This window comes from Paraburkholderia diazotrophica, assembly GCF_900108945.1.
GTDB lineage: Bacteria > Pseudomonadota > Gammaproteobacteria > Burkholderiales > Burkholderiaceae > Paraburkholderia > Paraburkholderia diazotrophica.
The window spans coordinates 45055-68891 of record NZ_FNYE01000039.1; the positions used below are offsets into that span (position 1 = coordinate 45055).

A 23837-nucleotide genomic window follows, 5' to 3' on the forward strand; every position below is an offset into this window, starting at 1 on the left:
AACGCGCCACTGCTGCGAATGCAGCGCATTCAGCGGCCGTCGGATACTTCGAGTGCCTTGACGGGCTCACGCCGGAACACGGCCGCCGCGCTGTCCGTTTCCTCGACGGGCATGCGCACGCCGCGCCACACCACGGTCGAGCCGAACGATCCCGCGAGCCACTGTGCGAACATCAGCGCATCGCGCACGGGCGTCAGCGCGAGATCGCGCCAGAACATGTTTCGCTCGGCGCTCATCATCGCATGCAGGATGACGCGCGCCGAAATTCCCGTCACCGTCGCGACGATCAGCGCGATCGACACAGCGGGATGCGCAAGCGCGCCATGCGCGAGGCCCGGCGAATGCGCGCCGCCGTGCAGCGCGAACGCGAGCCACGCGCTGCACAGCATCCATGGCAGCGTGATCGTCACGAACAGGAACGTGAAGCCCGCGCGGTTCACCGAGCGGATCGTGCGCAGCCAGCGCGTCTCGCGATCCCATAGCGAGGGCAGCGTGCATTCCGTCACATCGGTCTCGACGACGACGGGCGACAGCGCCGTGTTCAAGCCGAGCTCGCGTACATGCCCGGCGAGCCAGTAGTCGTCGGCGAGCGTGTTCCTCAGACGTTCGAAGCCGCCGATGCGCTCGAGCGTCGCGCGCTTCAATGCGAGCGTCGCGCCGAAGCCGAAGCGCGTCGAACCGAACATATGCGCGACGCGCACGGAAGGCACGAACCATTCGTTGATGAACTGCGCGCCCACGCGCGACCAGAACCCGGCGATGCCCTTCGCGCGATACAGGCACGTGACGATCCCGACCTGCGGGTCGTCGAGCGGCGCGCACACGCGCTCCAGATAATCGGCTTCGACGGCGATATCGCTGTCGGCGATCACGAACACGTCGTGCCGCGCCCATTCGGCCATGTTGACCAGGTTGCTCACTTTCAGATTCGTGCCGTGGATGCGCGGATCGATCACGAGCGAAATCTGGCGTTCGGAATAAACGGTCTGCAAGCGATGGACGATCGCGACGGCGGGATCGTCGGCGCGCGATACGCCGCAGATCAGCTCGAAGCACGGATGCGTCTGCTCGCAAAACGTAGAGAGATTCTCGAAGAGCCTGGGCTCGGCACCGCATAGCGGCTTCAGCACGCTCACGGGCATCGGCGCGACGCGCCGTTCGGACGCCGCCACACGCGACATCGAAACGATCGAGGCCACCACCGCAATGACGGCATACACCGCTGCCCCGAGCGCAAGCGCGGTCGGCAGCCAGTAGATGTGCAGCAGCGCGTCCTGCATGGTTTCAGTTGCTCCGGCAAAAAGACTTCAAAGCTGGCCGTCACGCTGACAGCCGCGCATAAACGGATGACACGCGTCACAACGCGCGGTCACCATCCCGTCCGGTTGACGGGAACGTAAGGCATGCCGGTGAAATGCAGATGAAGAATCACAAGTCTGCGCGCCGGACACAGGGAGGACACACAAACGGCATCCTCCCGTGGCCCGACGAAGCGCGCATGACGCCGCCGGATGGCCGCGCGGAACGCGATATGCGCCGCGTGGCGCGTGGCGAGAACGGCAGCGAGCAATAAGGTAAACGTAAGCACACGGAACGAAGCCGTCTCGAACATCGACTCCGGAAATTTGCAGAAGAAAAGCAGGCTGACGACTGCCACGTCAATGGCCGTCGCAGCAACGGAAGCCGTGACGACGTGTGCCCGGATCATCTCTACAGTGGTTTGCTTCATCACACAGCCAGCCCTACATGACGCGCACCGGCCCGCTGTGGCTACTCCCCTCGCGTGAAGTTCGCGTGACGGTGCGACGAATTCGAACGTGTCCGAACCTTGCCGGACACGGCACCCCGATGGTAGCGACCCGATTCTGAAGGGAATATTAAGCCCCTTCGGCGCGGCGGCCGTTTCAGATGCCTTGCGGCATATTGCTCATGGCTTACGGTTAACTGTGGCTTGACTGCGGCCACTGCGGCAACTACGGCAGCATGCGTTGCAGTACGTCGTCCTTCAGGACGATCCGATGGAAGAGCGCCCCGCCGATGTGCAGCACGATCAGCGCGAGCAGCGCCCAAGCGAGCCATCCATGCACATCGCCGAGCGCGTGGCCCGTCTGCGAGCCGTTCTGCGTCAGGTCGGGATAGCGGACCATGCCGAACAGCTTGACCGCCCAGCCGCGCGACGACGCGTTCGCCCAGCCCGCGAGCGGCACCGCGACGAGCGTGACGTACAGCAGCGTATGCGTCGCGCGCGAGATGAAGCTGAGCGTGGGCGTCAGTTCGGCGGGCTGAGGCTGATGCGTGATGCGCCAGAGAATCCGGCATGCGACGGCCGCGACGATGGCCGCGCCCACGCCGAGATGCCACGCGATCAGCCCGTCGGGCACGGTATCGCGATGCACGTCCGGCATCGTCCAGCCGAGCACGAACTGCGCGGCGATCAAAAGCGCCACCAGCCAGTGCAGCAGACGCGCGATGCCATCGTAGGCAGGGCGTTGAGTGAGTGCGTTCAGGTTCATCGTTTACCTCGTCGTGAAGGGGCGGCGCCGTTGCTGCAAGCGGGTACCGGGCGATGCTAGCGGCTCAATCTGAAGAAATGCTTAAGTCCTGCCGATGCCGCGCGGCCCATGTATACATATGCCATACGCGATAGACTCTCATCAAACAGACCTAAAACAGATTTGACATCTATGCGCATCCTTCTCGTCGAAGACGACGACCTGATTGGCAGCGGACTCGAAGTCGCGTTGCGTAACGCCGGCTTTACGGTCGATTGGGCGCGCGATGGCCAGCATGCGGAAGTGGCGCTCGCAACCACGCCCTATGTGCTGCTGATCCTCGATCTGGGATTGCCGAAGCTCTCCGGCATGGATCTGCTCAAGGCGCTGCGCCTGCGCGGCAATGACATTCCCGTGCTCGTGCTGACGGCACGAGACACGGCCGCCGACAAGGTGCGCGGCCTCGACGCCGGCGCCGACGACTACATCGGCAAGCCATTCGATCTCGCCGAACTGGTTTCGCGCTGCCGTGCACTGATCCGCCGCTCGCAAGGCCGCAGCACCGACGTGATCGCATGGCGCGGGCTGACCGTGGACCCCGTCGCGCAAACGGTCTCGAAGGACGGCGCGCGCGTGCCGCTCACCGCGCGCGAGTGGGCCGTGCTGATCCACCTGCTCACGCATGCGGGCGTGCCGCAGCCGCGCTCGCGGATCGAGGAAAGCCTGTACGGCTGGCACGAGGAAGTCGAGAGCAACGCGATCGAAGTGCACGTGTCGAATCTGCGCAAGAAGCTCGGCGGCGACGTGATCCGCACCGTGCGCGGCTTCGGCTACGTCGTGGACAAAGCATGACGGGAACGCGCTCGACGTCGATCCGCCGCCGGCTGATGTGGCTGATTCTCGTCAGCGTCAGCGCCGTATGGGCGGTGATGTTCGCGTGGAGCTTCACGAACGCGACGCGCGAAGTCGACGAATGGGACGACGCGCGCCTGATCCAGCTCGCGCATCTGCTGATCCAGCTCGACGCGGCCAATCTCGCGAAGCTGGCCGCGACGGGCATCGACGTGCGCAACGAATACACGCGCGCGTCGCCCGCCGTCTACGACGACAGCGATGCGCAGCCGCGCTATGCGCTCTTCGAGATGCGCGATGCGGCAGGCCAGCTGATCGTCGAAAGCCCCGGCCTCATTGCGCTGAAAACGTCCGTCGAGCCGGGTGAGACGGCAGAAGGCGTGCACCGGCTGGCGATCGGCGGACGCATGTGGCTCGCCTATGCGTTGCGCGACAGCGCGACGGGCCGCACCGTGCGCGTACTCGAGCCGGCCAATATGCGCAGCGATCTGACAACGGGCGTCGCGAGCCGGATCGCACGTCCGATGGCCATCGCCCTGCCCGTGCTCGCGCTCTTCGTCTGGTTCAGCATCGGACATAGCTTCAGGCCGCTCTCGACGATCTCGAAGGCGGTGCGCACGCGCGACGCGCGCAACCTCGATCCGATCCACGTCAATCCGTCGCCCGCCGAAGTGAAGCCGCTCGTCGACGCGATCAATCAGCTGCTCGCGCGGCTGCAACACTCGATCATGCGCGAGCGCGCGTTCACGGCCGATGCGGCGCACGAGCTGAAGACGCCGCTCGCCGCGATCAAGGTCCAGGCGCAAGTGGCGCTCGCCGCGCAGGACGGCGCGCAGCGTCAACAGGCGATGCACCGGGTGGTACAGGGTGTCGACCGCAGCGCGCGTCTCGCCGAGCAACTGCTGCTGCTCGCGCGGCTCGACGAACGCGAGACGGTCACGACGCTGCCCGTCAAACTGCATGAAGTCGCGGGCGAAGCGATCGCGTTCCGCGCGCCTCATGCCGAAGAGAAGTCGATGGCCATCGTGCTGGCCGGGGATCGCGACGCCGAAGTGTATGCAGATCGCGTGCTCGCGCGCACGCTGATCGACAATCTGCTCGACAACGCGATCAAGTACGGCGATGTCGGCGGTCGCGTGCATATCAGCGTGCTGGCCGATGCGCAAAGCGTTGCGTTGACGGTCTCCGACAACGGCCCGGGCGTTTCCGACGAAGAGCGCCTGCGTCTGACCGACCGCTTCTTCCGCGGCTCGGCGGCAACGGCGAGCGGCAATGGCAGCGGCCTCGGGCTGTCGATCGTCGCGCGCATCGCCACGCATTTCGACGCGCAGATTCACATCGGTTCGGGGATCGGGCGGCGCGGGCTCGCAGTGCAGATTGCATTTCCGCGCGTGCAGCACGCGCGGGCCGGTCAGGCTGTCGAGCCGCTCAGGCCATAAACGACGCGAGTCGATGCGGCGCGTGTGCAAGAACACGCGGTGTGGGTCCGTATGTTGGGCGCAACGCGGAAAAGCTCGGGGATTCGGGCTTCAGGGAAAGAGCGGCAGCGACATCGGCATGTCGGCGCGCGACGCTTTTTTTCGCGCGGGCCGCTCGGCTCGCTGCGCGCGCTGCCGGATCGGCGCGCTCGCGCGGTCGAGGCAACGGTACACGCGAACCAGCGCGGATGAGAAAGCGGCGGGCTGCGCCATCAGGCACGGCAGCGACGCTTCCAGTTCGATGAGCAACGCCGGCAAGGTCGGAGCCGGGGACTGCGTGGTCTTCCGTGGTCGTTTTGTCATGGACGCCTCTCTGGAACGCTGCGGGCACTGTATCACAGCCCGGAGTTACAGCCCGAAGTTACAGCCCGGCATTACAGCCCTGTGATACAGCCGACGGCACAGCCCAGCCACAGGTCCGCCCAGACGGCGTGTACGGTCTGGAACCACGCGCGACACGCACGGTCAGCTGATCGTCAGCCGGCTTTATCGACAGGTGAATGCAGGCAAGCGCTGCCGCCTCATGCGCGCGCGTCGTCCGCAACGGCGAGCATCGTGCCCCGGCATGCGGGTGATCCGCACCGGCATATGTACTGACGGCGTGTTTCTTCGTCTTGCGGATCGTCGACGGACAGACCATACGAGATCAGCAGTTCTTCGCCGCACTGGATATCGACGGCGGCTTCGATAAAAACGCGTCCGTCGATTTCGACCGCCTCGCAATTGGCCTTGCACGCATGGTTGAGCCAGCGCGCGCTATTGCCGCCGACGCTGCCGTCGATCACGCGCCCATCCGACAGGCCGAACACGAACGTATGCCCATAGTCACCGCTGCGCTCGATGCGCCGCGCGGCGCGCCGCCATGACGTCACTTCGCCTTTGTATTCGATGATGCGCTCGCCGGCCGCGAGCGCGCACAGCGCGAACACGCCCTTGCCATGAATGGGCGACCGCCTGACTGATAAACGACGCATGGCCTGCTTTCGAAGAGGATTCATCGGCTAAGTATAGGGCGCGAAAAAAATGCGCTGTTATCGATGTGCGTATGTTGATCCTCTTGCATGCATCGCAAGCGTGCATCGGAATGGGATAACGAAAGCAGGCGTCGCGTTCGATCAGCCCTGCGTCCGTTCGCGTCTCACCATCGCAAAGCTCACGGGCACCGAGCCGCGCGCGCTGGCCGTGCGTGATTCGAATCCGCGTGAGTCCAGTGGCGTGTCGCGCACGCTTGCGAGCCGCGCATACAGGTCGGGGCGCCTCGCATCGAGCCAGCGATGCCCGGGGCTCGTGCCGATCAACGCCGGGTCCAGGTCCGCAACGATCATCTCGTCGATGTGCTTACGCTGCCGGTTTTGCACGATCACATTGCCGCACGGATCGACGATCGCGGCCGCCCCGCCCTCGCCTGCATCTTCGCGCTCGCCCGCCTGGATTTCGCCGTAAGCGCCGTCGCTGTAGACGACGAACATGCCGTTGTCGATCGCGCGCGCCGGCAACGCGCGGCGCATCCATTCGTTGCTCGCGGCGTCGCCGGCGCCCGTGCGCGCATGCGGCGCGACGAGCAGCCGCGCGCCGAGTAATGCCGCCATCCGCGCGTTCTCCACCAGATAGTTGTCGCCGCCGATCAGCACCGCGAGCCGCCATCCCCCGCGCGTGTCGAATACCGTAAAGCGGTCGCCGCGCGCGAGATGGCGCTCGCCATCCGGCTGCAGTTTGCGATGCACGTGCCGCACGCCGCCCGGCAAGCACACGATATAGCTGCTGAACAACTCCCCGTTGGGCGCAGCTTCGATCAGGCCGACGCCCGCAGCGACGCCCGTGCGCTCGACAGCATCGGCGACGGCGAGCACGGGCGCACTTTCGATGCCCAGCGCAAGCGCCCTCAGCTCCGTGCGGCGCATCTTGCGCGCATCCGACGAAGCGGTTTCGCCAATGCCACCCGTCAGACATGCTTCGGGAAAGACCACGAGTCCGACGTCATCGCGCGCGGCCCGCTCGATCGCAGCGACCGTTCGCGCAACGTTATCGGCCGTCGCGCCACGGGGCGAAGTGAACAGCATCGACGCGACACGCAGCGTCGTCGTGGGCAGAGAGGACATGATGGACCCGATAAGAATCGATGAAATGCCTCCATTGGACCTCCGGCTATTCGATACGTAAAATGAATAATCTGATCGAAACGATAACGGTGAAGAATGGAAATCCGGCTGCTGCGCGCGTTCTTGACGGTCGCCAACCTGCGCCATTTCGGCCGTGCGGCGCAGGCGCTGCATCTGAGCCAGCCGGCCCTCAGCAAGCAGATCGTCGCGCTCGAGGAAAGCCTCGGCGCGCGGCTCTTCGAGCGTGGCCGGCACGGCGCGGAACTGACGGCCTTCGGCACCGTGTTCCTGCCCGATGCCGAAACGCTCGTGCGCGACGCCGACGACGTGCTCGCCCGCGCGCGCGAAGCGAGCAGCGGCGGGCGCGGCCATCTGCGCATCGGCCTGTGCCTGTCGGCGCTCACGCTTGCGCCGGCCCTGATCGCCGCGTATCGCAGGCTCAATCCCAACATCGGCGTCACGCTGAACGATCTGTCGTCGGCGGAGCAGACGCGGCGCATGTTCGCGGGCAAGCTCGACGTGGGCTTTGTCCGCCTGCCCGCGAGCGCGGGCCTGTCGGCGTTTCCCGTCGTCGAAGAATCCCTTGCGCTGGCCGTGCCGCCGCACGCGACGTGGAAGCGCGTGCCCGCGAACCTCGATGAACTGAACGAACTCGGCTTCATTGCGCTTGTGCGCAGCCGCGGCCCGGGGCTGTCGGGCATGATCGACGCATGGTGTGCGGAGCGCGGCTTCGTGCCGCGCGTGATCCAGCAGGCGGACGATATCCAGTCGGTGCTGGCCGCCGTTGCTGCGGGTGTCGGCACGGCGTTCGTGCCTTCGCGCGCAGAGCATCTGCTGCGCGACGCGCGCGTGTTGCGGCTGAAGGATGCGTCCGCGCAATGGCGCGTCGGTCTTGCCTGGCAGACGGAGCGCGACGATCCCGTCGTGACGCGCTTCGTCGATTATGTGCGCGCGTCGGTGAAGCGCGCCGCGTAAGGTCTGCGTAGGGTGTACGAAACGCCTTTGAAGCGCCCGCGAAGCGCCTACGAACGTTCGAAGCGCGCCTTAAAAAGAAGTGGTCCTTCAGAGCGTGAGACGTGCTTCGAGACCGCCACTTTCGCGATTGCGCAGCGTCAACGTCGCGCCCATCGACTGCGCAAGCTGCTTCGCAATCGCGAGCCCGAGACCCGTGCCACCCGTCTCGCGATTGCGCGACGTCTCGACGCGATAGAACGGCTGGAACACGGCGTCGAGTTGCGACTGCGGAATGCCGGGGCCGCGATCGAGCACGGCGATCGACACGTGCCGCGCGCGCGCGGCGTCGATGCTCATTTCGGCGCTCATTTCGGCGCTCATTTCGGCGCTCATTTCGACGGTCACTTCGTCGCCGCCCGAGTACTTCAGCGCGTTGTCGATCAGATTGCCGAGAATGCGGCGCAACGCCTGCGGCCGCGTCGTCACCGGCTCGCCGACGTGCCCCGTCAGCGACACGCGGTCGCCCGCATCCGCATAGTCGCTGACGATGCTCTCGATCAGCGCATCGGGGTCGATGCGGCAGGGCTTCTCGTCGGCGCCATGCAACGTGCGTGCATACGCGACGCCTTCGCGCACGAGCAGCTCCATCTCTTTCAGATCCTTTTGCAGACGCGCGCGCTCCGCTTCGTCGTCGAGCAGGTCGGCGCGCAGGCGCATGCGCGTGATGGGCGTTTGCAGATCGTGCGAAACGGCCGCGAGAATCTGCAGACGCTCGCGCATATAGATGCCGATGCGTGCCTGCATCGCATTGAACGCCTTCGACGCGCGCGCGACTTCTTCGGGCCCGTCCTCCGGCAGCGCGGCGGGCGCGAGGTCGGGGCCGAGCGTGTCGGCCGCCTGAGCGAGACGTTCGAGCGGCCGCGTCGCGAGGCGCACTGCGAGCCACGCGCAGCCGCCCAGCAGCGCGAGTTGCGCAACGAGCACCAGCGGTAGCCACGGCGACAGCGGAACCCCGTGCATCGGATGCATGTCGATGGTGAGCGGCGAGCCGTCGCTCAATGTCATATGCACTTCGAGATGCTCGCGCTCGCCGGGCACCGCATTGGCCGTCACGTTGTAGCGCGCGCCGACGTCCTTCGCGATCGATGCGCCGATCTGCCGGGACAGCGTCGCATCCGGCGGCATGCCGCTCGTGCCCGGACCAAGCACGAAGCGATAGCTGCGCCGCGCGAGCTTCGGCAGCCATTCGACGCGTTCGGCGGGCGTCAGCCGGTCGAGCAGCGCGACGGAGCTCGTCACTTCCTGGCCGATGTAGCCGACCATCACATGCGTCATCGACTCGTTGCGCTCGGTCATCGTGAGCCAGAACGACAGCGTCTGCGCGGCGATCAGCCCCGCGAAGAAGATCAGCGACAGGCGCACGAACAGCGTGCGCGGCGGCCACAGACCGCGCAGGCGGCCGGCTGCATCGTTCATCACGCGCGGTCCTCCGGCGTGACGAGCGACGAGAACACATAGCCCTCGTTGCGCAGCGTCTTGATGTAGCGCGGCTCGCGTGCGTCGTCGCGCAGACGCTGGCGCACGCGGCTCACGAGCAGATCGATCGAGCGGTCGAACGGTTCCGTCTGCCGCCCTTGCGTGAGCGTCAATAGCTGGTCGCGCGTCAGCACGCGTTGCGGATGATCGAGGAACACGCGCAGCAGCCGGTACTCGGCGCCGCTCAGCGCGACCATCGTCCCCTCGCTGTCGATCAGATTGCGGCCGATCGTATCGAGCCGCCAGTCGCCGAAGCACAGGAAGTGCGACGTGCTCGCCTGCTCGTTGCCGGGCGGCATCATGCGCGCGCGGCGGAGGATCGCGCGGATGCGCGCGAGCAATTCGCGCACGGCGAAGGGCTTCGCGAGGTAATCGTCGGCGCCCATCTCGAGGCCGACGACGCGGTCGGTCTCTTCGCTCAGCGCCGTCAGCATCAGAATGGGGACTGTCTGGAATTCGCCCGCGCGCAGCTCGCGGCACAGGTCGAGGCCGCTTTCGCCCTGCAGCATCAGGTCGAGCACGATCAGATCCGGCCGCTCGCTGGCGAGCGCGGCGCGCATCTGTCGTCCGCCCGACGCGAGCGTCGCGCGCACGCCGTTCTTGTTGAGATAGGTGCCGACCAGTTCGCGGATGTCGCGGTCGTCGTCGACGATCAGAACGTGATCCGTCTTTTCCACACAAGGCTCCTTAGCCCGCCGTTGTCCTCGACATTATGCGTCGCCGACCACCGACAGGCTCGCGCCGTCCGATACGGACGCTTCGAGCGCATACGGATCGACGCCGTCCAGGCAGCCGAGATTCACGCGCCACAGATTCGGGTCCTTGCGCGTCTGATGAAAAGGATAGATGCCGCAATGCTTGCAGAAGTAGTGCTTCGCGACGTGCGTGTTGAACTGGTACAGCGTGAGACTGTCCTCGCCCGACAGGATGCGCAGCGCGCTTGCAGGAAGGAACGGCGACATCAGCGCGCCCTTGCGCCGGCACAGACTGCAGTTGCAGCGCGCGGCAGGCGTGACGGGGGTTTCGACTTCGAAGGTGACCGCGCCGCAGTGACACGAGCCGTGATGAAGGTTGGACGTCATGGCTTGCTCCTGATTGCAATGCCGACTTTATACCGTAACGTCTCCCCTGCTTTGTGTCCCAATGTATCTGGCGGGTACGGCGATACAAAATGGGTGGATGGCGGGTTTGCCGATGATGCGTCGCCGCCTCTCGCCCGACACGTTGCATGCCGTCGCGGAACGGTTCAAGACGGTTCAACGCACCCGGTTCAACGCACCGATCACTCCCGGCACTGATCCTTGTCGCCGGGCACGCTTGCGGCATTCAGATCGAAGTCCGCTTCCTGTAGTCCTTTGGGGCTCGTCGCGACCCAATGCAAAGCCGACGGCGAGCGCACGAGCCCGACGCTGCCCGTATAGGTCCATTTGATCGGCGACGGCTGCGTGCCCGCGAGTTCGATCGACGAAGGCGTGAGCTTCAGATGCAGCAGCCGTCCGTCCTGCGACGGCGTGAACGCGCGCGCGCCGATCACGGCAATGCCTGCCTCGCGCACCGATGCCGGCATGCAGCCGAGCGTCGCCGTCGTCTGCCCGTTCGCATCGATGAGCTCCGCGAAGCCTCTGTCTTTGTCGTCGGTAGCGACGACGATGAAGCGGTCGACGGACGGCACCCACGCCGCCGCGTATGTGTAGTACTGCAGGCGCTCCGCGATCACATGCGGCTCGCTGAGCGCGCCCGTCGCGGGGTCGAGCGTCGCGACCTTGAGCCGCGCGTAGGTTTCGCCGCTCACGTATTGCTGCCACACGAGCAGCGCGCGCGTCGGCGAACCGGCGATCATCGGCCACCATTCGCGCACGCGCGGCGCGACGTCGATCGCCTGCAACAGCGCGCCGTCGGCATCGAAGGTCTTCACGTAGACGCCGTCGCCCGTGCCGAGATTGTCGACACCGCCGCCGTCGATCCAGTCGTTCGAATAGAACACGACAAACCGCGAGCCGACGCCCGCGACATGACCTGAGTGCCCGCCCGACAGCACATCGTTCGGATACGGCTTCACGCCCTTCAGGTCCGACGTGTAGACGCCGTAACGCTGGCTCACCTGATTCGGCGTGTTCCAGCCGTCCTCGAATGACACCATCACGCGGCCCGTGTCGTTCTGCGCGACCGACACGGGTTCCTGCGCCTCAGGCCGGCTGATGAAGATGCGCGGGCGATCGAGCGTCGCCTGCCGCGGCGTCCAGCGCGCGACGTAGACATCGTGTGTCCAGTTGCGGTCGCGGCCCGCGCCGCGCGGCGGCAGGCCCGAACTGCTGAAGAACACCGTCGTCACGCCGCGCTCGTCCGTCGTCGCGCCGATGCCGTGCATATAGGCGCGCAAGTCGCCCGTCGGCACGCGGGCGCTCGACGCGCTCGCGACCTTCGTTGCCGCGCTGGTTCCCGCCTTCGCTCCCGCATGCGTTCCTGCCTTGGCTCCCGCCGCCAGCGCGGCCGGAACAAGTCCGCATGCGGCCACCACGGCGAGCACTGCAAACGTCGTCCGCATGCTCGTCGCTCACTCGACCGTCACCGACTTCGCGAGATTGCGCGGCTTGTCGACATCGGTGCCGCGCACGCAGGCCGTGTGATACGCGAGCAATTGAAGCGGCACGACATGCAGGATCGGCGACAGCGGCCCGTAATGCCCGGGCAGCTGGATCACGCGCACGCCGTCGCTGCTTTCGATCTTCGTGCCCGCATCGGCGAGCACATACAGCTGGCCGCCGCGCGCGCGCACCTCCTGCATGTTCGACTTGAGCTTTTCGAGCAGCGTATCGTTCGGCGCGATCGTGATGACGGGCATCTCGTTCGTGACGATGGCAAGCGGTCCGTGCTTCAGTTCGCCCGCGGGATACGCTTCCGCGTGCACATATGAGATTTCCTTGAGCTTTAGCGCGCCTTCGAGTGCGATCGGATAATGCACGCCGCGTCCGAGGAAGAGCGCATGATCCTTGCGCGCGAGCGCTTGCGCCCACGCGACGATCTGCGGCTCCAGCGCAAGCACGCTGTTGAGCGCAGCGGGCAGATGATGCAGCTGGCGCAGCGCGTGCGCTTCGTCGTCGGTGCTGACGCGGCCGCGCTCCTTGCCGAGCGTGAGCGCGAGCACGAACAGCGCGACGAGCTGCGTCGTGAACGCCTTCGTCGACGCCACGCCGATCTCCGGACCCGCGCCCGTCGAATAGTGCAGCTCCGTAAGCCGCATCATCGAGCTATGCGGCACGTTGCAGATCGCAAGCGTATGGTGATGACCGATCTCTTGCGCGTGCTTCAATGCCGCGAGCGTATCGGCTGTCTCGCCCGATTGCGACACCACGACGACCATCGCGCACGGATTCACGACGCTCTCGCGATAGCGGTACTCGCTTGCGATCTCCACTTGCGTCGGAATGCCCGCGATCGATTCGAACCAGTATTTCGCCGTCAACGCCGAGTAATAGCTGGTGCCGCACGCGAGCAGCAGCAGCGAATCGATCTCGCTGAACGCGCGCTGCGCCTTCGCGCCGAACAGCGCGGGCGTGATGGAGCGCACGCGCTCCGTCGCATCGGCGACCACGTCGGGCTGCTCGAAAATTTCCTTCTGCATGTAATGGCGATACGGACCGAGTTCGGTCGCGTAGTGGTTCGCGTGCTGCGCCTGCACTTCGCGGTGCGCGGTCGCGCCGTCGCGATCGACGATATGCACGCCATTGCACGACAGCACAGCGATGTCGCCTTCTTCGAGGAAGATGAAATGCTCGGCCGTGCCCGACAGCGCCATTGCATCCGAGGCCAGATAGTTGCCGCGCTCGCCCATGCCGACCACAAGCGGCGAGCCCGCACGCGCGCCGATCACGCGATCCGGTTCGCTCTTCGCGAACACGGCGATCGCATACGCGCCGCGCAGCCGCTGCAACGCGCGTTGCACGGCCGTCAGCAGATCGCGCGACGCATCCTCCTCGCGCGTGTGATGAATCAGATGTGCGATCACTTCCGTGTCGGTATCCGATTCGAATGCATAGCCAAGCGCCTTCAGTTCGTCGCGCAGCGGCTCGTGATTTTCGATGATGCCGTTGTGAACGAGCGCGATCTCGTCGCGCGAGAAGATCGGGTGCGCATTGTCGGTGATGGGCGCGCCGTGCGTCGCCCAGCGCGTGTGCGCGACACCGATCGTGCCCGACAGCCGCGCGTCTTCCACCTGCTCCGCGAGATTCGCAACGCGCTCGATGCTGCGCACGCGGCGCGGCGCGCCATGCTGCAAGACGGCGACGCCGCATGAGTCATAACCGCGATACTCGAGCCGGCGCAGGCCCTCCGTGAGAACGCCGACGATGTCGCGTTGTGCCACTGCTCCTACGATTCCGCACATGGTGGTCTCCGTGGTGCGTATGTTGTGTGTCTGTCGTTTCGATGCGGGCGCTGGCGCTCACGCGGCCTGGCGTTCGAACTCGGGCATCGTCACGACGTGCGAGATCATGCCGTCGTCGTCGTGATACGCGACGAGGCAGCGGCCCGCATCGCCTTCGGGAATTTCATGCGTCGTCGCCGGTTGCGGCGTGTTGCCCGCCTCGGGCATGCGGCGCACGCGATTCGTGTTCGTCGCGTCCATCTGGCGGCCGAAGGTCCAGAGGACCATCGACAGCGCGACGATGCCGATGCCCATGATGCCCGGCATGAACGCATCGAGCGACAGCTCCTCTTCGCTCGCATTCGCGAGACACCAGCGGATATAGACGGCGGCCAGCACCCACGTGCCGAGCACGAGCACGGGCCGCACGAAGCGATACCACGCGACGAAGCGCACGGCCCTCGCCTTGCCGCACTCCGTTGCGAACTGCGAGACGGACTGCTTCGAAACATCGATGATCGGGAATTCCATGTTGTTTGCCCTTATCGAGAATGTTGAATCTGCGATGTCAATTCGAATGCTTGATGTCGAACGCTTTACTCCGCCTGCGGTGCTTCGAGCGATGCACTGAACCGCGGCTCGACAGGCGCATCGTTCGCCAATGCGCCGCTGCTCGAACGGATGCCGCGATCCGGGCTCACCCAGCGCGCGCGCTTTCTGCCGCGCTGGCTGATCACGCCCGGCAACGCGATGACGGAAGCGATCATGCTGATTGCCCAGAACGCAGCGGGATACCAGACGGTGTCGATGAAATAGCGCATCAGATTCTTGTCGTAACGCCGGTCGATCAGGCAGCCGATCAGGATCTGCGCGCAGCAGGTCGCGAAGAGCAGCACGCCCGTGCCGCGCGGCACGAACCCGAAGCGCCAGCTTTCCGGCAGCGTGAACATCGCCGTGGCCGCCATCATCACGAGCGTGAAGAGCATGCAATACGCCCACACGATGCTGACCGCGTACTCGATGAAGATCGGCCACATCATCATGTTGCGGCGTGACAGCACCGCGCCCGCGTATTTGAAGAGCACCTGGATGCCGCCCTTCGCCCAGCGCAGACGCTGCCTGTAAAGGCCGCGGAACGTCTCCGGCATCAGGATCCAGCTGAGCGCGCGCGATTCGAAATGCACGGCCCAGCCCTGCACCTGGAGCTTCCAGCTGATGTCGATGTCTTCCGTCAGCATGTCGGAACTCCAGTAGCCGACTTCCTGCAGCGCGCGCTTGCGGAACATCGACACCACGCCCGACACCGTCAGCAGACGTCCATACATGTGCTGCGTGCGCTTGATGAGACCGACGATCGACGAGAACTCGCCCACCTGCATGCGCCCGAGCAGCGACGAGCGCGTGCGGATGCGCGGATTGCCCGTCACCGCGCCGACGGATGCGTCGTCGAGGAAGTGGCGCAGCATCCAGCCGATCGCTTCCTTGTCGAGCAGCGAATCGCCGTCGATGCACATCAGGTACTCGGCGTCCGACAGCATCGCGGCCGTCGTGAGACCGATCGCCTTGCCCTCGTTCTGATGTTGATGCACGACGACGAGCTTCGGATAGACGCTCACCAGCTGGTTCAGGATCGTGCCCGTTTCGTCGCGGCTGCCGTCGTTGATCGCGATGATGTTGTAGTTCGGATAGTTCAGCTCGTCGAGGCACGCGATCACTTCGCGCACGTTGTCCGCTTCGTTGTAGCAAGGCACGACGACCGACACCTTCGGATACGACACCAGCGGCGGCGCCGACTTGCGCCCCGCGTCCCGGCGCTCGACGAGCACGTAATGAAGCAGGCCGCCCACCATCCACAGATAGGCCATCAACAGCGGGTAGTAAAAGACAAAGTTCGAGATGACGCTCATGACATTTTTCATTGTGGTCCCCTGATCTGGGCCGGCATCGCGCGGGTTGCATGCTTCGTGTTCGAAACCCGCGCTCGACGCTCAGCCCAACATCCCCTGATTCGTTCGCAGCGTGCTTTGCACCGACATCACATCGCGCAGCACGGTCGTGTCCGGCCGGTTCTTCAGGAAGTCGTCCGGCCCATAGCCCAAATGCACGACGCCCGCTGCGTTGAGCCGCTTCATCTGCGCGCGCAGGACGGCGGCTTCGACAGGCTGCTGCGTCTGCGCATCGACGGCGGGCAACTCGAACACGGTCTTCGCGGCCGCGCCCGGCTGCTTCATCACGGTCTGCTGAAGGCGATCGAGCCATGCGTCGCTCACGCGCCCGCTGGCGGCCCGTGGCGCTGCCGTCAAAGCGACGAAGTCGTAGTTCGCGAGCGCTGCCGCGACGGAAAGCGAGAAGTTGCGCTCGGCATTCGGATCGAGCGCGGCCTCGGCGGACACCGTGCGTGCCGTCAACACATTGCCGCCGCCCTGATAGGCGCGCACGCGCTCCGCAAGCTGGTTCGTGAAGGCGGTCAGATACGCTGTCCTGTTCTTCGCCCAGCGCTGCATCAGTTCATCGGACGCGTGAATCTGCGCGATGTCGCCGGGCAGCCCCCACGAGCGATAGACAGCCAACGCGGGCGCGCTCGTGTCTTCGTATGCGTTCAACGTCGCGTCTGCGCCGAACACGACACCGTTGAAACTCGAGTAGCGCGTGAGGTCGTCGTACAGCTCCTGGATGGTCTGACGCGCGAGCGGATCGAACGGGCTCAGGCGTTGCGCGCGGCCGCGCTGCGCATCGCTCGGGCTGTTCGCCGCAACTTCGACAAGGCGCCCTGCCGCCGCATGGCCCGTCGGCACATCGAATGCGAGCAGCGGCATGTGCGCATACACCTGCACGCCCGCGCGCGTGATCAGCTGCCACGCGACGCGGTTGAACAGATCCGCCCGCATCGGCATATGACGGTTCGGGTAGTACATCGCGCGCGCGACGCCCGTGTTGTCCGGGTCCCAGTACGCCTTCAGGTAGACCGACTTCGGTTCGAGATTCTTGATCCGGTCGAGCAGACGGCCGAGCTTCTCTTCGCTCCTGTTCGGATCGATGTCGTACATCTCGTCGAGCGACACGTTGACGACGCGCTCCACCGGGTTGTGCTCGCCGCGATACGCGCGCGACGAACGCATCTGCGCGATCAGCGTGCCGACGTCCCAATCGTATGAAACGAGCAGACGGCGAATCTGCGTGAGCGGGACATCGGGCGTGTTCGGGCCATCGTCGAGCGTGAAATGCACGGACATGCCGAGCGCCTGCGACGCCTTGATGAGCGCCGCGTTATACATGCCATACGGCCACACGGCCGAGCGCACCATCACGCCCGTGCGGTCCTGGATCAGATCGACGCTCTGCTTCAGATCGTCGTGCACGCGCGCCTGGTACTCTTCATCCGTTTCATAGCGTTGCAATTGCGGCAGATACAGATGCGCACTCGCGGCGGGCAGTTCGTTGCCTTGCGGATTCGCCAGCGCGCCGTGATGCAGGTCGTGCGTATGCGACGCCACTTCGACGAGACCCGATTGCGACATCTCGCGCAGATCGTCCCAGCTCATGAAGTAGCCCGCCGGCATCACCGACTTGTGGCTGATGCGCACGGGGTCGCCCGCGGGCGTATCGGTCCAGCGCGTGACGACGCCGATCAGCGCCGGATAGCCGTATTGCTGCAGCAACGGGAATGCGCGCGTGAACTGGCTCTTGTACGCGTCGTCGAAGGTCAGCAGCACGGCGCGCGGCGGCAGGCGCGGTCCGCCGTTGCGCGATGCGACGATCTGATCGACGCTCACCGGGCGAAAGTCCTTCGCCTTCAGCCACGCGAAGATCGTGTTGAGCGTGGCCGTGCTGATCGCGCACGTATCGGCGACCGTTGCGACATCCGCGTGCAGGTCGTCGCGGATGTCGTGAATCGCGAGCACGCGAAACGTGAGGCCGTCGTCGGCATCCTGCGGCGGCAGCCGATCGAGCGCGAGGCGTGCCTGTGCGGCGGGCACCGCGGCGAGGCCCGCGGCGAATGCGAGAAAACGTCTGCGATTGAGCTTGTCCATGATCGCCTACAGAGGAATGTTCAGGTTCAGGTAGATGAGCTTGCTGGTCTCGCGCGTACGGTCCATGCGCTGGCTGGCGACGCCGATGCCATACGCAAGCGACGCGTGCGCGCTGAACTGCCACTGCTGTTCGAGACGCACTTCCCACAGCATGCTGTTGCCGATATCCGTTTGCCGATAGCCGCCGACCGTTGCATAGGCGCGATTTGCGAGCGACTGGTCGGCGTTGCGCCACGACGTCCACTGGTACATCGCCGTCAGTTGCGCCGTCATGTCGCGATGAGGCGCGAAATACGCGGTGTTCGCGAGCGTGTTGCTGCTCGTGTTCAACTCGACCCATGTCGCGACGAGATGGCTCGGTGTATTGATGAGGCGCTCGTACCACGTGCCGACCCACGACTGGTTCAAGTTCGTGTCGCTATAGCGCGCCGCGCCGTACGTGAGGTCGAAGTACCGGTAGTCGTCGACGCTGTAGCGCACACTGCCCGTCGCCGCGCGGCCTGTCACGCCTGCCTGATAGGCCTTCCACGGCAACGAGTTGACGTTGCTGTCGACGCCCGCCGAAAAGCGCCAGCGATCGTCGGGCGCATAGCTCACGCTGCCGGCGCCGCCTGTTTTCGCCTGCGGTCCTGTCGAACGATCGATTTCCGCTGCCGCGTCGATGCCGCGAAACCGGAAGTCGCCGCCGACGCCGTTGCGCACGCGGCTCACGCTGTTGCCGTCGCCCGTATCTGCGCGGCCGCTGAACTGATGCGCGAACACACGCCAGTAGTCGGCGAGCGGCATCGAATAGAGCTGTGTATCGATGCCCCAGTTGTTGTCGGCGAGAACCGAGTTGCCCTTCTGTCCGTTCGCCGCGATGATCAGTTGCGGGCTCTTGTAGGCCGCGTAATCGCGCTGGAACGTCTTCACCGTGTTGTTGTCGGGAAAGCGATCGCCGAAGGTCGCGTTCACTTCCGCTGCGCGGTCGTACTGGTTCAATTCGAGCGCGGTGCGGCCTAAGCCCGCAAGCGTTTCGATGTCGCCGGGGTGATCGACGAGCGTGCCTTCATAGACCTTTTGCGCTTCGCGCGGACGCTGCTGCACGAGCGATGCATCCGAGCGCGCGCTGATCAGCGCGGGGTCGAACGGCGCTTCGTGGCGCAGCTCGTCGAGCGCGGCGACACCCTCGCGCGTTCTGTCCGTGTAGAGCAGATATTGCGCCTGCAGCTTTTTCACGCGGCCGTAATCCTCGTTGACGTCCTCGGGATGCTCGGCGAGATCCGCGCGCATGGGCGTGCTCGCCGAAATCTGCTTCAGCAGTTGCTGCGCGTTGTCGTAGCGGCCCGAATCGAGGTACGCGAAAAAGAGCCCTTCCTGCACGTCGATGCGCTTCAACGCATGCGGTTCGACGGAAGGCACGAGCGGCTCGACGGGCGTCTGCAATGCGTGCTCGTAAGCGGGCACGGCCTTGCGCGGCTCGTCGAGATACGTGTAGGCATCGCCTGCCGCTGCATAGCCGCGCGCGGGCATCGGCTCGTTCGAGCGCGACAGGGTTTCGTAGAGCGCAGTCGCTTCCGTCATGCGACCAAGCCCCTGCAATGCGGCGACTTTTTCGACGAGCACCGCGCGGCGCACGTCGGCGTATTCGTCTGTCGATGGCGTGCGCGCGAGCATGTCGTCGATGTGCGCGAGCGCGGATCGGGTCTGCGCGAGGCGGTCGGATTCATCGGAAGCAAGGGATTGCTGCCGTCCCCAATGCACTTCCGTTTCGACGACGAGCGCTTCGATCTGCAACAGGTCGTGCCCGGAGAACGCATCGCGGCTCGCGCGTGCCTCTTGCAATGCAAGCTGCGCAGCGCCGGCGCCGGCTTCCGCGAAGATGCGTTTGCGGAGCTGGTCGCGCTCCGTGTCGACCTTGCCTTCTGCAACTTGTCCTTCTGCGACTTTCCCCGTGGTTTCGGACGCAGTGGTTGGCTGCGCGGCGCAGTAGTCGCGCGCAAGCAGAACCATCAGCAAGGCGGTCGCCTTGACTGCGGCGTGCTTGTGTCGGCTAGAGCGTGTGGTTTTCATGTTTCCTCGCTTGTCGGTGCCGATCTCCAGACAAAGCGAGCCCCTGCACCATGCGAATGGCGCATGGAGAGCAAACAACGGTCGCGAGCCTGGCGAGCAGCCTGGAGTTCAGCGTCTCATTTCGAGGGCCGGTTATTGCGTCGCGCACCAGCCTCGGTCTTTTGCGCGGGCAGGCTTATAGCGAAGTCCGTACCAGCACCCCGCTGAAGCTTCTGCTGAAAAGGCTCGCCGCAAAAAGCGACGCGCAAGCCGCGTGTGAATGGTCAAATACGTTTCAACGCTGAACTCGACAAGCAATGCGAATCAATCTCACGGCCGCATATGAGACTGAGAAACAATCGTATGCATTCGACGCAAAGCCACGCGCAGCAAGCACTCGGCTTGTGCATCGCAACAGTTGAGCGGTTTGATTCAAAGCTGAAACGGCATGCGCATGGGTGAATCGACATGTTGTGTCGATTGCCCTATGAGTGAACGCAGTAATTGAAAACGTGCAATGAAACGCGCGCGATTACGCGAGAGTGTGCGCCAGCGCACATAGGCGCGTATTCATCCGATGTGCGCCAGCGCACGGAGCGCGGCTTCGGGACTCGGGTATTGTCTCGCTGCGCAATGAAGACGAAGACCAACGCGGACCGTGGAAGGCACGGCCGTAATCGCATCGCCATCTGATTAGTAATGCCAAGTAAATGCTTGATGGGGTAATCGATGAATTCTTCCGGCAGAAGAAAGCGGACGTTGCGCGTATGCGCAACGCCCTCTTCTCTCACGCCGCGACGCGCGCAATCGGCGTAGTTCGGGTCATAACGTCAGTTCCAAAGAACGCACGAGCAGACCGGGTAGCATCATGCCGCCTGTCGCGCGCTCGCCCCATGTCCAGTCGTTCAGCAGCAACTCGGCCTCGTCGCCAATCCGATCGAGCTCACTGCCGAGCACACGATACAGGCTGTCGTCGAAGCGCATCGCTTCGACGGGCGCTACGATGCGGCCGCCTTCGACCCAGAATGTCGCGAAGCGCGTCATGCCCGTCAGGCGGCAGTTCATGCGGTCGGAGAAGTTCACGTACCAGAGGTTGCCGATGTAAAGACCCGTGTCGAGCGCGGAGAGCACATCGGCTTGCGCAAGATCGCCGGCTTGCATCGACAATGCGGACGGCACTTCTTCCGACGTCGCGCCATTCGGCATGAGGCCGTATTCGCGGGCCGTGCGCGCACTCGTCAATTGATGCGCGCCTCGGCCAGCATCGATCAGTTGCACGGATTCGCGGCGATAGCCATCGCCGTTGAAGCGCGGCGTGATGTCGAGCGCGAGATCTTCCGTCAATGTGACGCGCGGATCGAGCGACACGTCGCCGACGTTGAGACGATAGAACTCGCTGCGCGCGGTCGCTTGCATGCGCGCGGAGAACGCGCTGAACGACGCCGCTTCCATCAGTTCCTGCAACGCGGCGGGCGCGAACCACGCGCGATAGCGTCCGGGCCTGAGCGTGCGCGCGTCGCGTGCAAGAACGGGCAGACGTGCAGCGGCCTCTTCGACCTTCGAAGCGAATAGCGCATCGCTCCATGTATCGCCTGCATAGTGGCTTTTGATGGCGCGTCCGTTCGCATCGTATAGCGACCAGCTGAAATTGAAGTTCGATACTTCATACCAGCCGCGACTGCCAAGCGACGACGCGAAGCCGCGCGCGATCGTGCCGCCTGCGTAGAAACCGACGAAGTCGAGGCCGCTTGCACATTGGGCGACCATCAGCGGCAGAGTGTCCGGCGATGGCAGCGTGCCTGCGCGCCGCGTCGATTCGGACCAGACGGTCGTATCGAACAGTAGATGCGGATCGTCGGGTGCGTCGCGCAAGCCATCGCGCAGCGTCTCGACCGTCGCGCCGATTGCATGAGTATCGGCGCCGATGTCGCCGCAGACTGTAAGCGTCGAATAGGCCTGCCGTTGTCCGTCGATCAGTCTCAGCGTGAGCCGCCCTTGCGACACGCGGCCCGTTTGCCGGACCTTTCCCGCGTTGAAGCGGATGAAGTCGGACTGTTCGGCGGCGAACGTTGTGAGCGCAATTTCGTCACCCGCGAGGCACTGCTCGATTGCCTGCGCGAGCGACATGAAATACGCGTGACGGGCGAACGAGGGGTTATCGTTCATCACACGCCTCCGAACACGTCCACGTTGGCGAATACGCAGGCAGGCGATGCGTGCCCCACGCGGATGATCTGCATGGGCTCGCCCTTGCCGCACATCGACGTGCCATACACCGCGCGTGTCGCTTCATTGCCGACTGCAACGAGACTGCGCCAGAAACTCGCGGAAATGCCCCGGTAATTCGGTTGACGCACGACGCGCGTGAGCTTGCCGTTCTCGATCAACTGGCCGAACTCGCAGCCAAACTGGAATTTGTTGCGCTGATCATCGATCGACCACGACGTATTGGTGCGCATCAGAATGCCGTGCTCGATGTTCGCGATCATGTCCTCCAGCGAGCTCGCGCCGGCCTCGACGTTCAGATTCGCCATGCGGTCGATGGGCGGACGATTCCAGCTCGACGCACGCGAATTCGCCACGCCGGCGAGGCCTGCGCGCTGCTGCGACAGCGCACCGCCGAGCGGCCTCATGAGCACGCCGTCGCGAATCAGGTACTGGCGCGTCGCGCGCGTGCCGTCGTCATCGAATGCATAGCTCGCGGCTTCTTCGCGCGGCTCCGGATCGAATGTGACATTGAGCAGTTCGGAGCCGTAGCGCCAGGTGCCGAAGTACTCCGGCTTCACAAAGCTCCAGCCCGCGAAGTTGCGCTCGTCGCCGAGAATGCGATCGAGCTCGAGCGGATGTCCGATCGATTCGTGTATCTGCATCATCATCTGATCGGGCATCAGCAGTAGGTCGCGCGAACCGGAAGGACAGTTCGGCGCGGCGACCAGTTGCAGCGCTTCATCGGCCACGCGCGCGCCCGCGCCGTCGAAACCGAATTGCGCGAGCACGCCTTGGCCGCCTTGTGCGAGCGTGCCGTAATCGCCGCCGAGCGTGCGCACTTGTGTCACGCCTTGCGCGTGCGCCGTAACGGAAATCTGCGGCAGCATGAAGCGAAAACGCTGTTCGATGCGAACGCCGTCGCTCGTCAAGCAGATCTGATCCGCTTGCGTGATCTGCACGGCAGCCGTTCGCTCGACGACACGACTATCGATGTTCGCCGCCGCGCATTCATGCCGCAAACGTTCGACCCATTCGCGCCGAGTGAGCAACGGCTGCTCGATAGCCGGCGATTCGTAGGTGCCGCTGTCGGTGGGCCGGTCGATTTTCCGATGATCGATCAACGACACCGCTGCGCTCGCCTTCGCGCGCTGCGTGGCGATATCGAGCGCGGCTTGCAGACCGCTCTCTGACAGATCGGCCGTTGCGGCGTAGCCCGCGCCTGCGCCGCACCACGCCACCAGCATTGCGCCGCGATCGCTCGACATGCGCAGCGGCAGCGCGATGTCGTTGCGTACGGCGTGATCGTCGACGCGCTCGTCGACGATGCGCAGCGACCAGAAATCCGCGTCACTACGCAACGTGCGCGGCAAGCGGTTCATCAGGAGATCGGCCATCGGCTTGCCTCACGAATGTCACGCGCCGGTGCGAACATGAACGCGCCCGTCGGGCGCCGCAAACACCGCGCAAATGCCCTATCGTACGCGATACGCGAAGCTGCGTTTTCCCGTGTGCGACAAGCGTTGCATTGCCGGGCTGCGCCTGCATGTCTCAAGCTGACTTCACTGACGGTGCCATGCCGCACATTCGCGGCTTCGAACTGTCGGCGACTGCACATTCAGTCGTGCCTCTGCTTGTACGCGCAAGCATTTTTCGCCGTAAAACAAGTGGCTTTCTCACGCTTGCCACGCGCGATCTTGCGCGCAAATTGATGCATTTCTGAAAGACGCCAGCAGCGATTCGCGCGTAAAGAACGTAATTGCATGGCGTGACGGATGGATCGCCCACCGCGAATC

The 23837-nt window shown here is 64.7% G+C and carries 21 protein-coding genes; 4 read left to right on the forward strand and 17 right to left on the reverse strand.

Annotated elements, in window-relative coordinates:
* Positions 1-29: 29 nt before the first annotated feature.
* The 3 genes from hpnI to BMW76_RS32535 all read right to left on the reverse strand — a co-directional run bounded on the left by hpnI (position 30) and on the right by BMW76_RS32535 (position 2513).
* Positions 30-1280: a bacteriohopanetetrol glucosamine biosynthesis glycosyltransferase HpnI gene (hpnI, locus tag BMW76_RS32525; protein WP_090872714.1), complete on the reverse strand. Its 1251-nt coding sequence runs from the start codon at positions 1278-1280 to the stop codon at positions 30-32.
* 89 nt (positions 1281-1369) lie between these two features.
* Positions 1370-1729 (reverse strand): hypothetical protein, encoded by a 360-nt coding sequence (locus BMW76_RS32530; protein WP_090872716.1) that lies wholly within the window; start codon positions 1727-1729, stop codon positions 1370-1372.
* 244 nt (positions 1730-1973) lie between these two features.
* Positions 1974-2513 (reverse strand): cytochrome b, encoded by a 540-nt coding sequence (locus BMW76_RS32535; RefSeq protein WP_090872718.1) that lies wholly within the window; start codon positions 2511-2513, stop codon positions 1974-1976.
* 171 nt (positions 2514-2684) lie between these two features.
* Between BMW76_RS32535 and BMW76_RS32540 the strand changes: the two genes are divergently transcribed.
* Positions 2685-3344: a response regulator gene (locus BMW76_RS32540; RefSeq protein ID WP_090872719.1), complete on the forward strand. Its 660-nt coding sequence runs from the start codon at positions 2685-2687 to the stop codon at positions 3342-3344.
* Complete coding sequence (locus BMW76_RS32545) at positions 3341-4783, forward strand: ATP-binding protein (protein WP_090872721.1); 1443 nt, start codon at positions 3341-3343, stop codon at positions 4781-4783. Before BMW76_RS32540 ends, BMW76_RS32545 begins: the two co-directional genes overlap by 4 nt.
* 90 nt (positions 4784-4873) lie before the next feature.
* On the opposite strand, the gene BMW76_RS32550 is transcribed toward BMW76_RS32545, so the two are convergent.
* The 3 genes from BMW76_RS32550 to BMW76_RS32560 all read right to left on the reverse strand — a co-directional run bounded on the left by BMW76_RS32550 (position 4874) and on the right by BMW76_RS32560 (position 6921).
* Positions 4874-5125 (reverse strand): hypothetical protein, encoded by a 252-nt coding sequence (locus tag BMW76_RS32550; protein ID WP_090872723.1) that lies wholly within the window; start codon positions 5123-5125, stop codon positions 4874-4876.
* A 218-nt stretch (positions 5126-5343) separates the two neighbouring features.
* Positions 5344-5796 (reverse strand): SET domain-containing protein, encoded by a 453-nt coding sequence (locus BMW76_RS32555; protein ID WP_090872725.1) that lies wholly within the window; start codon positions 5794-5796, stop codon positions 5344-5346.
* A 141-nt stretch (positions 5797-5937) separates the two neighbouring features.
* The gene (locus BMW76_RS32560) at positions 5938-6921 is read right to left on the reverse strand and encodes a nitrilase-related carbon-nitrogen hydrolase (protein WP_090872727.1); all 984 of its coding nucleotides are present in this window, start codon (positions 6919-6921) and stop codon (positions 5938-5940) included.
* Positions 6922-7017: 96 nt separating this feature from the next.
* On the opposite strand from BMW76_RS32560, the gene BMW76_RS32565 reads away from it, so the two are divergent.
* Complete coding sequence (locus BMW76_RS32565) at positions 7018-7896, forward strand: LysR family transcriptional regulator (RefSeq protein WP_090872729.1); 879 nt, start codon at positions 7018-7020, stop codon at positions 7894-7896.
* A gap of 87 nt (positions 7897-7983) precedes the next feature.
* Here the strand turns inward: BMW76_RS32565 and BMW76_RS32570 are convergent, their stop codons facing one another.
* The 11 genes from BMW76_RS32570 to BMW76_RS32620 all read right to left on the reverse strand — a co-directional run bounded on the left by BMW76_RS32570 (position 7984) and on the right by BMW76_RS32620 (position 23438).
* On the reverse strand, positions 7984-9351 hold the full coding sequence (locus tag BMW76_RS32570; protein WP_090872731.1) for an ATP-binding protein: 1368 nt from the start codon (positions 9349-9351) through the stop codon (positions 7984-7986).
* Entirely contained in the window at positions 9351-10088 is a 738-nt protein-coding gene (locus tag BMW76_RS32575; protein WP_090872734.1) for a response regulator, read from the reverse strand. The genes BMW76_RS32570 and BMW76_RS32575 overlap by 1 nt, the downstream gene beginning before the upstream one ends.
* 33 nt (positions 10089-10121) lie before the next feature.
* Positions 10122-10493: a GFA family protein gene (locus tag BMW76_RS32580; RefSeq protein ID WP_090872735.1), complete on the reverse strand. Its 372-nt coding sequence runs from the start codon at positions 10491-10493 to the stop codon at positions 10122-10124.
* A gap of 200 nt (positions 10494-10693) precedes the next feature.
* Entirely contained in the window at positions 10694-11956 is a 1263-nt protein-coding gene (locus tag BMW76_RS32585) for a hypothetical protein (protein ID WP_090872738.1), read from the reverse strand.
* A 9-nt stretch (positions 11957-11965) separates the two neighbouring features.
* A complete protein-coding gene (gene glmS, locus BMW76_RS32590; protein ID WP_090872740.1) occupies positions 11966-13795 on the reverse strand; it encodes a glutamine--fructose-6-phosphate transaminase (isomerizing) in 1830 nt (609 codons plus the stop codon).
* Between the two features lie 57 nt (positions 13796-13852).
* Entirely contained in the window at positions 13853-14305 is a 453-nt protein-coding gene (locus BMW76_RS32595) for a hypothetical protein (RefSeq protein ID WP_090872742.1), read from the reverse strand.
* Between the two features lie 65 nt (positions 14306-14370).
* Positions 14371-15681 carry a poly-beta-1,6-N-acetyl-D-glucosamine synthase gene (gene pgaC, locus BMW76_RS32600; RefSeq protein WP_245763470.1) on the reverse strand — a complete coding sequence of 437 codons (1311 nt, stop codon included), beginning with the start codon at positions 15679-15681 and terminating at the stop codon, positions 14371-14373.
* 81 nt (positions 15682-15762) lie between these two features.
* Positions 15763-17805 (reverse strand): poly-beta-1,6-N-acetyl-D-glucosamine N-deacetylase PgaB, encoded by a 2043-nt coding sequence (pgaB, locus tag BMW76_RS32605; RefSeq protein WP_090872746.1) that lies wholly within the window; start codon positions 17803-17805, stop codon positions 15763-15765.
* A 6-nt stretch (positions 17806-17811) separates the two neighbouring features.
* Entirely contained in the window at positions 17812-19857 is a 2046-nt protein-coding gene (gene pgaA, locus BMW76_RS32610) for a poly-beta-1,6 N-acetyl-D-glucosamine export porin PgaA (protein WP_090872747.1), read from the reverse strand.
* 801 nt (positions 19858-20658) lie between these two features.
* Positions 20659-22002 carry a TldD/PmbA family protein gene (locus BMW76_RS32615; RefSeq protein ID WP_090872750.1) on the reverse strand — a complete coding sequence of 448 codons (1344 nt, stop codon included), beginning with the start codon at positions 22000-22002 and terminating at the stop codon, positions 20659-20661.
* Positions 22002-23438: a TldD/PmbA family protein gene (locus BMW76_RS32620; RefSeq protein ID WP_090872752.1), complete on the reverse strand. Its 1437-nt coding sequence runs from the start codon at positions 23436-23438 to the stop codon at positions 22002-22004. The genes BMW76_RS32615 and BMW76_RS32620 overlap by 1 nt, the downstream gene beginning before the upstream one ends.
* A gap of 149 nt (positions 23439-23587) precedes the next feature.
* Here BMW76_RS32620 and BMW76_RS41400 point away from each other — a divergent pair, with 149 nt between their 5' ends.
* Positions 23588-23764 (forward strand): hypothetical protein, encoded by a 177-nt coding sequence (locus tag BMW76_RS41400; RefSeq protein WP_177200557.1) that lies wholly within the window; start codon positions 23588-23590, stop codon positions 23762-23764.
* Positions 23765-23837: the final 73 nt, after the last annotated feature.